This window comes from Streptomyces sp. MS06, assembly GCF_047200655.1.
Taxonomy (GTDB): Bacteria; Actinomycetota; Actinomycetes; order Streptomycetales; family Streptomycetaceae; genus Streptomyces.
This window is the reverse complement of record NZ_JBJZOJ010000016.1, coordinates 118,421-133,187: the sequence shown is the minus strand read 5'-3', so window position 1 is coordinate 133,187 and position 14,767 is coordinate 118,421. Positions and strand designations below refer to the sequence as shown.

Here is a 14,767-nt window from a genome sequence, read left to right as displayed (position 1 = left end):
CGGCCGTGCACCGCTCACTCGGCGAACGTGGCCGTCAGTGCCTCCGCCAGGCCCGGAACCAGGTCGGGACCGGTGAGGACCTCCGTGGGGGAGTCCTTCTCCCGCAACCGCAGCGCCGACTCGCGCGTCCCGTCGCGCAGCACCGCGACCGTCATCCGGACCTCCTGCCGCTCGGGGTGCTCGGCCACCCACGCCGCCAGTCGCGCACCGTCCAGGCCCTCGGGAAGCTGCGCCTCGGCGGCGGGCGGAAGCATCAGCCGCTCCAGGGTGAGCGCGCAGCCCGCCACCGCGTCCGGCCAGGCGATCGTGGCCAGGAACTCGTCCAGCTGTTTGTTCGTTGGCACCTCGTCCTGCTCGATCGGGGTGAGACCGCTGGTCTCCTGCGGGTCGCCCAGACCCAGCCGGTCGGCCAGCGAAGGTTGTTCGGCTCGCAGCCGTGCGGTGTCGACGAGGGCGAAGAGGCGGGCGGGCCGGTCCCAGCCGAGGCCGGAAGCGTACTCGTCGATCTCGAGCACGGCCCGGGTGAGGGGGCTCGCTGCCATGGGAGTGTTGGACATGGTCACAATCCTGCCTCGTTCCCGACCGGAATCGGGAACCGAGTAAACCGTCAGTAAGTTGCATAGGTGTGGGCCCGCGATCACGGGGGGCCACGGCGGGTCCGCGAACACGCGGCCCCGACGTAACGACAGCGAACTTCGAGGTGCGCACCTTGGCTTTCCAGATGCCGGACCGCGGCGGAGGCCCGACGGGGCCACGGATCAGAGTGGGCCGCCCGTCCCGGCGTGCCCGGTCCCTGCTCATGACCCTGGGCGTCCTTGCCGTGCTCGGTATGGCGTTCAGCATGTTCGCGGGCTTCTGGACGGAATGGCTCTGGTACCGGTCGGTCGACTACTCGTCCGTCTTCACCACGACCCTGTGGACCAAGATCGGACTGTTCTTCGTCTTCGGTCTGCTGATGGCGGCGGCCGTCGGGTTCAACATCTGGCTGGCCCACCGGCTGCGTCCGCCGCTGAGCGCGATGTCGATGGAGCAGCAGAGCCTGGACCGCTACCGGATGGGCGTCGCGCCCTACAAGAAGTGGCTGCTGCTGGCGATCACCGCACTGGTCGGCCTGATCGCCGGCGCCTCCGCCTCCAGCCAGTGGCGGACCTGGCTGATGTGGGTCAACGGCGTGCCCTTCCACCACAAGGACCCGCAGTTCCACCTCGACGTGTCGTTCTACGCCTTCGACCTGCCCTGGTACCGCTTCCTGCTCGGCTTCGGCTTCGCCGCCGCGATCCTGTCCCTGATCGCGGCCGCGCTCACGCACTACCTGTACGGCGGGCTGCGCGTCACCAGCCCCGGCGCGCGGGCCACGGCCGCCGCCACCGGTCACCTCTCGGTCCTGCTGGGGGTCTTCGTCGCGCTGAAGGCGGTCGCCTACTGGCTCGACCGGTACGGCCTGGCCGTGAAGTCCAGCGACTTCAAGGCCACCGACAACTGGACCGGCCTGCGGTACGTCGACGCCAACGCCTACCTCCCGGCCAAGACCATCCTGTTCTGCATCGCCGTCATCTGCGCGCTGCTCTTCTTCGCCACCCTGTGGCGGCGGACCTGGCAGCTTCCCGTGATCGGGTTCGGGCTGATGGTGCTGTCGGCGATCCTCATCGGCGGCCTGTACCCGGCGATCGTCCAGAAGTTCCAGGTCCAGCCGAACGAGCAGGCCAAGGAGGCGCCGTACGTCCAGAAGAACCTCAAGGCGACGCGTGAGGCATACGGCATCGACGACGCGCAGGTCAGCGACTACCCCGGCGAGAGCAACACGAAGGACAAGACCCGGCTGAGGCAGGACGTGAACACCACGGCCAGCCTGCGCATGATCGACCCCAACGTCGTCTCGCCGACCTTCCAGCAGCTCCAGCAGATGCGGAAGTACTACGCCTTCCCGAACAACCTGGACGTCGACCGCTACACCAAGGACGGCAAGGACCAGGACACCGTCATCGGTCTGCGCGAACTCAACCTCGCCGGTGTCGACAAGAAGAACTGGATCAACACCCACTTCCGCTACACCCACGGCTTCGGCGTCGTCGCAGCCAAGGGCACCGAGGCCACCGAGGGCACCTCGCCCGGCCGTCCGGTCTTCACCGAGTACGACCTGCCGTCCAAGGGCGATCTCGGCACCTACGAGCAGCGGGTGTACTACGGCGAGAAGACGACGACGTACTCGATCGTCGGTGGTCCGCAGAAGGAGATCGACTACTCCGACAACGACGGCGAGAAGACCACCAGTTACCGGGGCGACAGCGGCGTCAATCTGGCGAACACGTTCAACCGGGCCGCCTACGCGGTGGCGTTCGGCGAACCGCAGATCCTCTACTCGGGCGCCATCGGCGAGGGCTCGCGGATCCTGTACAACCGCACCCCCAAGGACCGCGTCGAGGCGGTCGCCCCCTGGCTGACGATCGACGGCGACGCCTACCCGGCGATCGTCGACCACCGGATCCAGTGGATCGTCGACGCCTACACGACGACCAACGGCTACCCCTACGCCTCCCGCACCACGCTCGGCGACACCACGGCGGACTCCCTGACCGCCGGCAACAACAGCCGTGCGGTGGTCGCCCAGCAGAACCAGGTCAACTACATCCGCAACTCGGTCAAGGCCACCGTCGACGCCTACAGCGGAGAGGTGAAGCTGTACCAGTGGGACACCGAGGACCCGGTGCTGAAGACCTGGATGAAGGCCTTCCCGGACACGGTGAAGCCCAAGAGCGCCATCTCGGGCGACCTGATGGCCCATCTGCGCTACCCGCAGGACCTGTTCAAGGTCCAGCGCGAGCTGCTCACCCGCTACCACGTCCGCGACGCCGACACGTTCCTCAGCGGCAGCGAGGTGTGGCAGGTGCCGGACGACCCGACCAACAAGTCGGGCAGCGCGGTCCCGCCGTACTACCTCAGCATGAAGATGCCGGACCAGACCGCGCAGGCCTTCTCGCTGACGACGACGTTCACGCCGAACGGCAGGGACAACCTCAGCGCCTTCATGGCCGTCGACTCCGAGGCGGGCAGCAGTGACTACGGCAAGATCAGAATTCTGAAGGTGCCCACCAGTTCCACGGTCAACGGGCCGAAACAGGTGCAGAGCCAGTTCAACTCCAACTCCCAGCAGAACATCGCCGAGTTCGTCCGGCTCATCCGGGGCGGCGACTCGGAGATCGAGTACGGCAACCTGCTCACCGTGCCCCTGGACGGCGGTCTGCTGTACGCGGAGCCGGTGTACGTGCGCGGCGGCGGCCTCAAGTACCCGCTGCTGCGCAAGGTGCTGGTGACCTACGAGGGCAGGACCGCCTTCGAGAACACCCTCAACGAGGCGCTCGACGCGGTCTTCGGCGCCCAGGGTTCCAGTACCGAGCAGCCGCCGGAGCAGGACCAGGGCACCACCCAGCCGCCGCAGTCCGCCAACCCCACCGTCCAGAAGGCCCTGGACGACGCCCAGAAGGCCTTCGACGCCGGCCAGGAGGCCTTGAAGAAGGGCGACTGGCAGGCGTACGGCGAAGCGCAGAAGGATCTCCAGAGCGCGCTGGAACGCGCCCGGAAGGCTCAGGCCGCCGCCGGGACCACCGGCGGCGGACAGAGCGGAACCGCGCCGACGGGCAGTGCTTCGCCCAGCGCCGCCCCGAGCCCCGGCAGCGGATGACGGAGGCCGTCCCGCGCCGTGGTACGGTTGCCGCACAACGGCGCGGGGTGGAGCAGCTCGGTAGCTCGCTGGGCTCATAACCCAGAGGTCGCAGGTTCAAATCCTGTCCCCGCTACTGAAGTCGAAGGCCCGGATCCTCAAGGATCCGGGCCTTCGTGGTGTGTGAACGCATGTGCCGCGTGAAGAAACGGCCGTGCCGCCGTGGGGAGTTGGCAGATCTGTGTTTGACTTGTCTCTCTGTGGGCATGTCGACAAAACGCTCAAGTGACCTCATGGGCTGCGTTATACCGGGTGTACCCAGGTTGCAGGTGGTGCGACGATGGACGTTATGGGGGACAAGGCAACTCTGTTCGAGACAGGGCGATTTGTGCAGCCTTCCAGTCGCGAGGAGATCCCCGGTGAGAGCCGGGACCGGGCCGGGGAGGAGAGCCGCGACGCGGCCGACGGGCCGTTCGGGGGCATCGCGGCGGAAGACGCCGCCGAGGTCGCCGAGGAGGCGGCCGAGGAACTGCGTCAGCGGCTGGCCGCCGAGGCCGGCGACATCGAGGCCATGAGCATCCTCGGTGCCATGCTGCTGCGCCGCGGTGACCTCGGTGGAGCCGAACCCCATCTGCGGGCCGCCACCGGGGCCGGTGACCGCGCCGCCGCGAACAACCTCGGCGTCCTGCTCCACCAGCGGGGATACCCGGACGAGGCGGCCGGATGGTGGCGGGTCGCGGCGGTCGCCGGCTCGGCCGCCGCCGCGCACGCCCTGGGGCGCCACCACCGCGAGCGCGGCGACGAACCCGCAGCCGAGTACTGGTTGCGGCAGTCGGCGGAGCAGGGCCACGCCCTCGGCGCCTACGCACTCGCCGACCTGCTGGAGCACCGCGGCGACGCGGGAGGCGAGCAGTGGTTGCGGACCGCTGCCGAGCGCGGCCACCGGGAGGCGGCGTACCGGCTGGCCCGGGCGCTCGACCGGCAGGCCGCACGTTCGTCGGGCGAGGAACGGCCCGGGGCCGGCGAGGAGTCCGAGCAGTGGTACCGGCAGGCCGCCGCGCGCGGACACCGGCGTGCCGCGCTGAACCTCGGCGCGATCCTGGAGAAGCGGGGCGAGCTGAAGGAGGCCGGGCGCTGGTACCTGACGTCCGCCAGGGACGGGGACACGCGCGCCGCCTGCGCGCTCGGCTTCCTGCTGCGTGACGCAGGCGACACCGACAGTGCCGCCGCCTGGTGGCTGCGCGCCGCCAAGGACGGCGACGGCAACGCGGCCAACGCGCTGGGCGCCCTGCACGCCGAGCGCGGCGAGACGCAGACCGCGGAGCGCTGGTACCGGGCCGCGATGGAGGCCGGGGAGGAGAACGGCGCCTACAACCTCGGTCTGCTCTGCGCCGAGCAGGGACGGACCGCGCAGGCCGAGCAGTGGTACCGCAGGGCGGCTTACGACGGCCACCGGGAGGCGGCCAACGCGCTCGCCATTCTGCTGCTGAGGGCCGGGGACCCGGCGGGGGCCGAGCCGTGGTTCTCCAAGGCGGCCGAGGCGGGCAGCGTCGACGCGGCCTTCAACCTGGGGATCCTGTTCGCCGGGCGGGGCGCGGAGGACGCGGCCCTGGGCTGGTACCGACGGGCGGCGGCGGCCGGGCACGCCGAGGCGGCGCTCCAGGTCGGCATCGCCCGGCTGCGTGCCGGGGACGAGCCGGAGGCGGAGCGGCACCTGCGGTGTGCGGCCGGCGGGGGCAGTGCCGAGGGCGCGTACCGGCTGGCCGCCCTCCTCGACGCGCGGCGGCCGGCGGCGTCGCCGCACGAGCTGGGGGAGACCCCGCGGGAGAAGGCCGAGTGCGAGGAGTGGTACGAGCGGGCGGCCGGCCAGGGGCACCGGCGGGCGCAGGTGCGGGTCGGGATGCTGGCGGCCGCGCGCGGCGACGTGGTGGAGGCCGCCCGCTGGTACCGGGAGGCCGCCGAGGCGGGATCCCGCAACGGCGCCTTCAACCTGGGACTGCTGCTCGCCCGGGAGGGCAGCGAGCCGGAGGCGGCGGTCTGGTGGACCCGGGCGGCCGACGCCGGGCACGGGCGGGCGGCGCTGCGGCTCGCCCTGGTCTACACGCGGCGCGGCGAGTTGGTGGAGGGGCAGCGGTGGGCCGACCGGGCCGTGGCGCTGGGGCCGGAGGAGGTCGCGGAGCGGGCGGGCCGCTTGGGGGACGCCCTGCGGCAGGAGCTCTCGGCCTGAGGCGCCGCCCCGGCCCGCGCCGTGGACGCGGGCCGGGAGGCCGGGGCGCCGACGAGGAGGCCCGGTCCCGGCGCGCCCGCCACCTGCTGCCCGGTGGCAAGAGCGGCGGCCCTGGGCGCGGCGCCCATCGATTTGCTTCTGCGTGACCCGTTGACGTAACGTTGCATTCACCGACGCGGGGTGGAGCAGCTCGGTAGCTCGCTGGGCTCATAACCCAGAGGTCGCAGGTTCAAATCCTGTCCCCGCTACTGAAGAGTGAGGGCCGGAGTCCGAAAGGGCTCCGGCCCTCACCGCTTGTCCGGACGCTCCGGCGTCCGTGATGCCTCCCGTGCCGTCCGCCGCCGGCACCGCCGCAGCGCGGGGAGCGCGCGCCCGGCCGCGGAGTCCCGCAGTGTGCACCGCGCTTCCGGCACCTGCGGTGCGCACGGCAGGAAGCCCCGGCCGTCCTCGGGGCAGGGGCTCTGCCGGGTCGGCCGGCGGCTACGCGGCTGCGCAGTTCGGGCAGATGCCGCGGTAGGTCACCTCGACGCCCGACACGGCGAAGCCGTACCGCTCCGCCTCGGGGAGGTCGGCCAGCGGGTTGCCGTCGGGATGCACGTCCCGGATCGCACCGCAGCGCGCGCAGACCAGGTGGTGGTGCGGGCGGTGCGCGTTCGGGTCGTACCGCTTGGCGCGCCGGTCGGTGGCCACCTCCAGCACCTCGCCGAGGGACACCAGCTCCCCGAGCGTGTTGTAGACGGTCGCCCGGGAGATCTCCGGCAGCTTGGCGACGGCTCTGGAGTGCACCTCGTCGGCCGTCAGATGGACGTGTTCGCCTTCGAGGACCTCGGCCACCACACGTCGCTGCGCGGTCATCCGCCATCCGCGGCCGCGCAGCCGTTCCAGAAGGTCGCTCATGGGTCCAGCCTAACAGCAAGAGGACCAGTTTCCGATCCTGTGTGACTTTGGAGCGCCACTTAACTTAGACATTGTCTATTGTAGGATCCAGATGGACTTCAGATAAGGGACAGGACGGGTTGCACATGACGCAGGAGACGCACGCGACGCAGGGGCCGCTCACCACGGAGGCCGGTGCGCCGGTGGCCGACAACCAGAACAGCGAGACCGCCGGCGTCGGCGGCCCGGTGCTGGTCCAGGACCAGCTCCTGCTGGAGAAGCTGGCCCACTTCAACCGCGAACGCATCCCGGAGCGCGTGGTGCACGCCCGCGGGGCGGGCGCCTACGGCACCTTCACCGTCACCGCGGATCTCACCCGGTACACCCGTGCCGCGTTCCTCTCCGAGGTCGGGAAGGAGACCGAGGTCTTCCTCCGCTTCTCGACCGTGGCGGGAAACCTGGGGGCGCCGGACGCCGTCCGCGACCCGCGTGGTTTCGCGGTGAAGTTCTACACCGAGGAAGGCAACTACGACCTCGTCGGCAACAACACCCCGGTGTTCTTCGTCAAGGACGCCGTCAAGTTCCCCGACTTCATCCACACCCAGAAGCGCGACCCGTACACGGGCAGCCAGGAGCCGGACAACGTCTGGGACTTCTGGAGCCTCAGTCCCGAGAGCACCCACCAGGTGACCTGGCTGTTCGGCGACCGCGGCATCCCGGCCTCGTACCGGCACATGAACGGCTACGGCTCGCACACCTTCCAGTGGGCCAACGAGGCCGGCGAGGTCTTCTGGGTCAAGTACCACTTCAAGACCGACCAGGGCATCAGGAACCTCACCGCCGCGGAGGCGGAGCTGCTCGCGGGCAGGGACCCCGACTCGCACCAGCGTGACCTGCGCGAGGCGATCGAGCGCCGGGACTTCCCGAGCTGGACCGTCCAGGTCCAGGTCATGCCGGCCGCGGACGCCGCAGGCTACCGCTTCAACCCGTTCGACCTCACCAAGGTGTGGCCGCACGAGGACTACCCGCCCATCGAGGTCGGCAGGCTGGAGCTCAACCGCAATCCGCGGAACGTCTTCGCCGAGGTCGAGCAGTCGATCTTCTCGCCCGCGCACTTCGTCCCGGGTGTCGGCCCCTCTCCCGACAAGATGCTCCAGGGCCGCCTCTTCGCCTACGGGGACGCCCATCGCTACCGCGTCGGCATCAACGCCGACCACCTGCCGGTGAACCGCCCGCACGCCACCGAGGCGCGCACCCACGCACGGGACGGCCACCTCTACGACGGCCGGCACGGCGGTGCCAGGAACTACGAGCCGAACAGCTTCGGCGGCCTCGCCGAGACGGGCCGCCCGCTCTGGGAGCCGTTCTGCGACTTCGCCGGCGCCACCGGCGGTCATCCCGCCCCGGCGCACGCCGAGGACGACGACTTCGTGCAGGCGGGCAACCTCTACCGGCTGATGTCCGACGAGGAGAGGGAGCGCCTGATCGCCAACCTGGCCGGTGCTCTCGCACCGGTGTCCCGCGCGGACATCGTCGAGCGCGCGGTCGGCAACTTCCGGCGGGCGGACGCCGGGTTCGGAAAGCGGCTGGAGGTCGCCGCCCGGGCCCTGCGCGGCTGACCGCGTTGCCGGCCGTTCGCCGCATCGGTGGGCCGGGCTCCCCGCGGGGGTCCCGGCCCACCGCCGTGCTCAGGCGGGTGCGTGCTGCCGGACCGGCGCCCAGCAGCGGATGATGTCGCGGACCGAGACGATGCCGGCCGGCTCGCCCCGGTCGAGGACGATCAGGTGACGGAAGCCGCCGTGGGCCATGGCGCGCGCCGCCTCCTCCAGCGTCCAGGTGGGGGCCGCGAAGACGACGTCGGTGGTGGTGTGGGCGTGGGCGCGTTCCGTGTCCGGGTTCTGGCCCAGGCCCACGGAGTTCAGGATGTCGCGCTCGGTGAGTATGCCGATGCCGCCGGCGTCGGGGTCCAGGACCACCGCTGCGCCGACTCGGCGGGCGGACATCAGGGCGGCTGCCTGGCGGAGGGTGTGTGCGGGGCCGATGGTCAGGACCACCGTGCTCATGGCGTCGCGGACGAGCATGGGACGGAGCCACCTCCTGAGGGAATCCCGGAACCGACTTAGTTCATGGATTCACAAGTTCACAAGTAGGGGGACTCTCAGGGTTGCAGGTGCAGCGGCGGTCAACAAGGGGGCGCGTGCGGCTGCCGGGCGGCGGACGGGCTCGCACCGGGGCGCGCGTCAGCGCGGGCCGAGATACCCCAGCAGTTCGTCGTGGAGCAGGCCGTTCGACGCGGCCGCGTTGCCGCCGTGCGGTCCCGGGCGTCCGTCGAGGCCGGTGAAGGTGCCGCCCGCCTCGGTGACGATGATCGCGTTGGCGGCCATGTCCCAGAGGGAGAGCTCCGGCTCCGCGCACATGTCGACGGACCCCTCGGCGACCATCATGTACGGCCAGAAGTCGCCGTACGCGCGCGTGCGCCAGACCTGCCGGGTGAGGTCGAGGAAGCCGTCCAGGCGGCCCTGCTCCTCCCAGCCCGACAGGGAGGAGTAGGCGAAGGAGGCGTCCGCCAGCCGCGGCACCCGGGAGACCTGAAGGCGGCTCGCCGAGGTCAGGTTGCGGCCGGTGAAGGCGCCGTGGTCCAGCGCCGCCCACCAGCGGCGGCCCAGCGCCGGTGCGGAGACGAGCCCGACGACGGGCCGGTATCCGCGTCCCCCGTCGTCGCCGCCCGGCACGGCGCCGCCTCCTTCGCCCGCGTCCATCAGCGCGATCAGGGTGGCCCAGACCGGCACGCCGCGGACGTAGTTCTTGGTGCCGTCGATCGGGTCGATCACCCAGCGCCGCGGGCCGCTGCCCTCGATGCCGTACTCCTCGCCGAGGATCGCGTCGCGGGGGCGGGCACGTTGGAGATGGCCGCGGAGGAGTTCCTCCGCGCCCTTGTCCGCTTCACTGACCGGCGTCATGTCCGGCTTCGTCTCGACCTTGAGGTCGAGGGCCTTGAAGCGGTCCATGGTCGCCGCGTCGGCTGCGTCCGCGAGGACATGGGCGAGGCGTAGATCGTCGAGGTAGTCCGGCATGGGGCGAACGCTATCCGCCGGGGCCGGTGCGGGGCCAGCGTGCGGGGTGTCGGCGGCGTGTGGAGGACCCCGCGACTGGCCCGCCCCGTCGCAGCCCGGCCCCGTCGCAGCCCGGCCCCGGTCCGGAGGCACCCCGGCCACGCCTCGTCGCGTCCCGCACCCTCGGGGGCGTGTTCCGCCCTCGGGGTGGCGCGCCGGTCGGCGGGTGCTCCGTCGGGTCGCCGGAGGCCCTTGACAGTGCGCGCTCGCGCGTCAAACCTGTGCGCAGAGCCCTTCCCCTGGGAGGCGATGATGCCTGCAGCGCGGGAATCCCTGCTGGACGCCGCTTTCACGGCGCTGGCACGCCGGTCGTGGACGACCATCCGGATGGTGGACGTGGCCGCGGCGGCCGGAGTGTCCCGGCAGACCCTGTACAACGAGTTCGGCAGCAAGGACGGGCTGGCCAGGGCGCTTCTGCGGCGGGAGGCGGACGCCTATCTCGCCGGGGTCGACCGCGCTCTGCTCACCCCTGCCGACCCACACGAGCGGCTGACCGCCGCCGCCGAGTGGACGGTGTCCGCCGCACACGAGAACGCGCTGCTCAGGGCCATGCTCACCGGCTGCTGGAGCACCCGGTTGCCCGCACCGACCCTCGCCGCGGTGCCGTCCTCCTCGACCCTGCCCGCGCAGCGGCGCGCGGACGGCCCGCTGCCGTCGCCCGGCGACCTGCTGGCCGCCGTCCGGGACCGTGCTCTCGCCGCACTGGGCGGCTCCGGGCCGGGGCAGCCGGACCCGGCGGAGCTGGCCCGTACCTGCGAGCTGGCCATCCGTATCGCGCTGTCCTGCGTGTCGGCGCCGCCGGACGAGGACGGGGTCGCGGAACTGGTCCGTCGGGTGCTGCAGCACGCGCCGGCCTGACACGGAGGCCGGGCGCGAGGGCGCCCCGGAGACCCGAAGCGTGCACGCGGCCGGCCTGCCCCGGCAGCCGCTCCCGCCGGCCGCCGGAGTCGACCGGTTTACCTCTCCGGCCGGCTACCTCTCCGGCCGGCTACCTCCCCGGCCGGCTATCTCTTCGGTCGGCCGCCGGAGAAGGAGGGTGGTGGGAGCCTCAGTGCGCCGAGCCGGACAACTGCAGACCGATGACCCCCATGATCACCAGAGTGATCGAGACGATCTTCAGCGTGGAGACCAGGTCGCCGAGGAACACCATGCCGTAGATCGCCGTGCCGGCCGCGCCGATACCGGTCCACACCGCGTACGCCGGACCCACGTCGAGCCGGCGCAGCGACAGGGTCAGCAGTCCGAAACTACCGAGCGCGAAGATGCAGAAGGCGACCGTGGGCCACAGCCGGGTGAAGCCGTGTGACAGCTTCAGGCACACGGCGAAACCGGTCTCCAGCATCCCGGCCACGATGACCAGCAGCCACGCCATGTGCGGTCCTCCCGTTGATCCGGATCTCCGGCTCGGTGCGATTATGCACTTGCCGGGCGCGGGCCCCGCCAAACAACGCGGAACTCAGTCGCCTTCCCGGCGTTCACGGGTGGACAGCAGCCTGCGCAGCGAGAACAGCCGGGCCGGATCCGCATGGCCCCCGGCCACCCAGGCGTCCAGCGCGCAGTCCGGCTCGTCGTGGCTGCACGCGCGCGGGCAGTCCGCGGTGCCCGGCTCCAGGTCGGGGAAGGCGTGGATCACCCGGGACGGGTCGATGTGCGCCAGGCCGAAGGAGCGCACGCCGGGAGTGTCGATCACCCAGCCGCTTCCGTCGGCCGATCCGTCCCGCCCCGGCGCCGCGACGCCTCCGGCGAGGGGCAGCGCCAGGGCCGAGGTGGTCGTGTGGCGGCCCCGTCCGGTCACCGCGTTGACGTGACCGGTGCTGCGGCGGCGGTCCTCCGGGACCAGCGCGTTCACCAGGGTCGTCTTGCCCACGCCGGAGTGCCCGACGAAGGCGGTCACCCGGCCGTCCAGGTGGGCGCGGACCCGGTCCGCCGCGGTGCCGTTCTCCAACTCCTCCCGGCTGGTCACGACGTAGGGGGTGCCCAGGGCGCCGTACAGCTCCAGGATCTGGTCCGGCGGGGCCAGGTCCGACTTGGTCAGCACCAGCAGGGGTTCCAGGCCCCCGTCGAAGGCGGCGACCAGGCAGCGGTCGATCAGCCGGGGACGCGGTTCGGGGTCGGCGAGCGCGGTGACGACGGCCAACTGGTCGGCGTTGGCGACGACGACCCGCTCGAAGGGGTCGTCGTCGTCCGCGGTGCGCCGCAGCACCGAACTGCGCTTCTCGATGCGGACGATCCGGGCGAGGGTGTCCTTCCGGCCGGACAGGTCGCCGACCAGGGCCACCCGGTCGCCGACCACCGCCGCCTTGCGGCCCAGTTCGCGCGCCTTCATCGCCGTCACCGTGCGCTCCCCGACCAGGCAGGTCAGCCTGCCGCGGTCGACGGTGAGGACCATGCCCTCGGCGGCGTCCTCGTGCTTGGGGCGGATGTGGGTGCGCGGCCTGCTGCCCCGGCGGCCGGGGCGGGAGCGGATGTCGTCCTCGTCGGTGTGCTTGCCGTAACGGCGCATGACGTGTCCCCGGGTCCCTACGCCCCGAGCATCCCGGTCCACAGGTCGGGGAAGTCCGGGAGGGTCTTCGCCGTCGTCGCCACGTTCTCGATCTGCACCCCGTCGACCGCGAGGCCGATGACCGCACCGGCGGTCGCCATGCGGTGGTCCTCGTAGGTGTGGAAGATCCCGCCGTGCAGCCGCCGCGGGCGGATGTGCAAGCCGTCGGCGGTCTCGGTGACGTCACCGCCCAGTTCGTTGATCTCCTTGGTGAGGGCGGCCAGCCGGTCCGTCTCGTGCAGCCGCAGGTGCGCCACGCCGCGCAGGGTGGAGGGGGAGTCCGCGAGAGCGGCGACGGCGGCGATGCCCGGCGTGAGCTCGCCGACCTCGCCCAGGTCGACGTCGACGCCGTGAACGGCACCCGATCCGGTGAACTCCAGCCCGTACTCGGTGAGTTCGCAGGAACCGCCCATTTCGGTGAAGATCTCGCGCAGCCGGTCACCCGGTTGGGTCGTCCGCGCGGGCCAGTCCGGGACGACGACCCGGCCGCCGGTCACCAGGGCCGCCGCGAGGAACGGCTGCGCGTTGGACAGGTCCGGCTCGATCGTCAGGTCGCGGCCGAGGAGCGCGCTCGAGGTGACCCGCCACAGGTTCGGCTCGCCGCCCGACTCGGGGGTGTCCACCTGCGCGCCGACCGCGCGGAGCATGTCCACCGTCATCCGGATGTGCGGCATCGACGGCAGCGCCGAACCGACGTGCCGGACCTCCACCCCCTGGTTGAAGCGCGGAGCGGACAGCAGCAGCGCGGACACGAACTGCGAGGAGGACGAGGCGTCGATCTCGACGGTGCCGCCGTCCAGCGCGCCGCCGCCGTGCACCGTCATCGGCAGGCTGCCGCGGCCGTCGTCGTCGATCCGCGCGCCGAGCGCCCGCAGCGCGTCGATGACGCCGTTCAGCGGACGCTCGTGGGACCGCGGGTCCCCGTCGAAGCGGATCGGGCCGTCGGCAAGGGTGGCGACCGGCGGCAGGAAGCGCATCACGGTGCCCGCGTTGCCGACGTCGACGGTGGCCGGGCCGCGCAGGCCCGTGGGCAGCACCCGCCAGGCCTCGCCGGTGCCGTCCGGGCCGACGCCCTCCTCGATCTCCACGCCCATCGCCCGCAGAGCGCCGGCCATCAGCAGCGTGTCGCGGGAGCGCAGCGGGCGGCGCAGCCAGCCCGGCTCGGAGGCGAGCGCGGCGAGCACCAGGGCGCGGTTGGTGACGGACTTGGACCCCGGCACGTGGACTGTCGCGTCGACGGCGCCGCTCGCGTGGGGGGCGGGCCAGAGGGCGGTGTGGGCGGGGGTGTGGGCCATGGGCCCACTCTATAAGGAGCCGGTCAGCCCGTCGTTCGCGTGCGGTGCCGTAGCGGCCCGGCGCGTCCGCCGCGGGAGCCGATCCTCGTGCCGGCTGCGGGAGCCGATCCGGTTCCGGCTGCGGGAGTCGCGCCGCGTGCCCGCCGCCGTGCCCGTGCCGCCCGCTCATATCGCCAGCAGCCAGCGGCCACCCCCTATCAGCGAGCACAGCGACACGGCGTGGAACAGGAACAGCCAGAGCCCCGCCGGTACGTGGGTCAGCCGGGACAACTGGTCCGCGTCCGAGTCGCCGGCACCGCCCCGCCTCCGCTTGGCCTGGAGCTCGAAGGCCGGCCTGACCCCGCCCAGCAGCAGGAACCACACCACCGCGTAGGCGAAGGCGGCCTGCACCTGCGGCCCCGCCAGCCAGGACACCAGCACGAAGGTGCCACCGCTGACCAGGACGGTCAGCGCGCCGTACGCGTTGCGGATCATCACCAGCATGGCCAGCAGCAGCGCCGTCGCCACCCACAGCAGCAGTGTGATCCGCCCGGCGCCGAGCAGCGCGGCGCCGCCCAGCCCGAGCAGCGGGGGCGCGGTGTAGCCGGCCGCCGCGGTGAGGATCATGCCGATGCCGTGCGGCTTGCCCCGGCTGACGGTCAGGCCGCTGGTGTCCGAGTGCAGCCGGATTCCGGTGAGGGTGCGGCCGGTCAGCAGCGCGACCAGGCCGTGCCCACCTTCGTGGGCGATGGTGATGGCGTTGCGTGAGAGGCGCCACGGGGCCTGCGGCAGGACCACGGCGAGCGCCGCGACCAGGGTGGCGAGCACCACCCACAGGTCGGGGTCGGACTGGGTGCCGGTGAGCCGGTCCCAGAGGTCGGGCAGCGCGATCGAGGCGGTGCTGTCCATGTGTCCGGCGGCTCCCTCTCGTGAAGAGCAACAGTTCTCGCTGGTGCGGTGCGGTGCGGTGCGGTGTGGTGCGGTGCGGCGCGGTGTGGTGCCGTGCGGTGCGCCGCGGGCGGGATGTGGGTCGGGTGGCGGGCGGCGGCCGGACCGGTGGGGTGCGGTGCGCGGTCG

General features: G+C 72.1%; 12 protein-coding genes and 2 tRNA genes. 6 read left to right on the top strand and 8 right to left on the bottom strand.

What is annotated here, in order from left to right; translation table 11 throughout:
• Positions 1-14 precede the first annotated feature (14 nt).
• Entirely contained in the window at positions 15-557 is a 543-nt protein-coding gene (locus tag ACL02U_RS11465; protein WP_412790614.1) for a PPA1309 family protein, read from the bottom strand.
• A gap of 164 nt (positions 558-721) precedes the next feature.
• Between ACL02U_RS11465 and ACL02U_RS11460 the strand changes: the two genes are divergently transcribed.
• From ACL02U_RS11460 to ACL02U_RS11445, 4 genes are all read left to right on the top strand, one after another.
• Positions 722-3,679, top strand: coding sequence for a UPF0182 family protein (locus ACL02U_RS11460; RefSeq protein ID WP_412790623.1), 2,958 nt, complete (start codon positions 722-724; stop codon positions 3,677-3,679).
• Positions 3,680-3,720: 41 nt separating this feature from the next.
• A tRNA-Met gene (locus ACL02U_RS11455) sits at positions 3,721-3,794 on the top strand.
• Positions 3,795-3,998: 204 nt separating this feature from the next.
• Complete coding sequence (locus tag ACL02U_RS11450) at positions 3,999-5,885, top strand: tetratricopeptide repeat protein (RefSeq protein WP_412790613.1); 1,887 nt, start codon at positions 3,999-4,001, stop codon at positions 5,883-5,885.
• Between the two features lie 174 nt (positions 5,886-6,059).
• Positions 6,060-6,133, top strand: a tRNA-Met gene (locus tag ACL02U_RS11445).
• 232 nt (positions 6,134-6,365) lie between these two features.
• Here the strand turns inward: ACL02U_RS11445 and ACL02U_RS11440 are convergent.
• Positions 6,366-6,782 carry a Fur family transcriptional regulator gene (locus tag ACL02U_RS11440; protein WP_412790612.1) on the bottom strand — a complete coding sequence of 139 codons (417 nt, stop codon included), beginning with the start codon at positions 6,780-6,782 and terminating at the stop codon, positions 6,366-6,368.
• A 125-nt stretch (positions 6,783-6,907) separates the two neighbouring features.
• Between ACL02U_RS11440 and ACL02U_RS11435 the strand changes: the two genes are divergently transcribed.
• Positions 6,908-8,380 (top strand): catalase, encoded by a 1,473-nt coding sequence (locus tag ACL02U_RS11435; RefSeq protein WP_412790611.1) that lies wholly within the window; start codon positions 6,908-6,910, stop codon positions 8,378-8,380.
• A gap of 69 nt (positions 8,381-8,449) precedes the next feature.
• On the opposite strand, the gene ACL02U_RS11430 is transcribed toward ACL02U_RS11435, so the two are convergent.
• Together ACL02U_RS11430 and hisN are read right to left on the bottom strand one after the other, a co-directional pair.
• Entirely contained in the window at positions 8,450-8,842 is a 393-nt protein-coding gene (locus tag ACL02U_RS11430) for a cyclic nucleotide-binding/CBS domain-containing protein (protein ID WP_412790610.1), read from the bottom strand.
• 159 nt (positions 8,843-9,001) lie between these two features.
• A complete protein-coding gene (gene hisN, locus ACL02U_RS11425) occupies positions 9,002-9,835 on the bottom strand; it encodes a histidinol-phosphatase (RefSeq protein ID WP_412790609.1) in 834 nt (277 codons plus the stop codon).
• A gap of 288 nt (positions 9,836-10,123) precedes the next feature.
• On the opposite strand from hisN, the gene ACL02U_RS11420 reads away from it, so the two are divergent.
• Positions 10,124-10,732 carry a TetR/AcrR family transcriptional regulator gene (locus ACL02U_RS11420; RefSeq protein WP_412790608.1) on the top strand — a complete coding sequence of 203 codons (609 nt, stop codon included), beginning with the start codon at positions 10,124-10,126 and terminating at the stop codon, positions 10,730-10,732.
• A gap of 190 nt (positions 10,733-10,922) precedes the next feature.
• Here ACL02U_RS11420 and ACL02U_RS11415 read toward each other — a convergent pair whose 3' ends face one another.
• From ACL02U_RS11415 to ACL02U_RS11400, 4 genes are all read right to left on the bottom strand, one after another.
• Entirely contained in the window at positions 10,923-11,246 is a 324-nt protein-coding gene (locus tag ACL02U_RS11415) for a DMT family transporter (RefSeq protein ID WP_412790607.1), read from the bottom strand.
• Between the two features lie 84 nt (positions 11,247-11,330).
• The gene (gene rsgA, locus ACL02U_RS11410) at positions 11,331-12,377 is read right to left on the bottom strand and encodes a ribosome small subunit-dependent GTPase A (protein ID WP_412790606.1); all 1,047 of its coding nucleotides are present in this window, start codon (positions 12,375-12,377) and stop codon (positions 11,331-11,333) included.
• Between the two features lie 17 nt (positions 12,378-12,394).
• Positions 12,395-13,711: a 3-phosphoshikimate 1-carboxyvinyltransferase gene (gene aroA, locus ACL02U_RS11405; protein WP_412790605.1), complete on the bottom strand. Its 1,317-nt coding sequence runs from the start codon at positions 13,709-13,711 to the stop codon at positions 12,395-12,397.
• A 165-nt stretch (positions 13,712-13,876) separates the two neighbouring features.
• On the bottom strand, positions 13,877-14,599 hold the full coding sequence (locus tag ACL02U_RS11400; protein WP_412790604.1) for a M50 family metallopeptidase: 723 nt from the start codon (positions 14,597-14,599) through the stop codon (positions 13,877-13,879).
• Between the last annotated feature and the right edge of the window lie 168 nt (positions 14,600-14,767).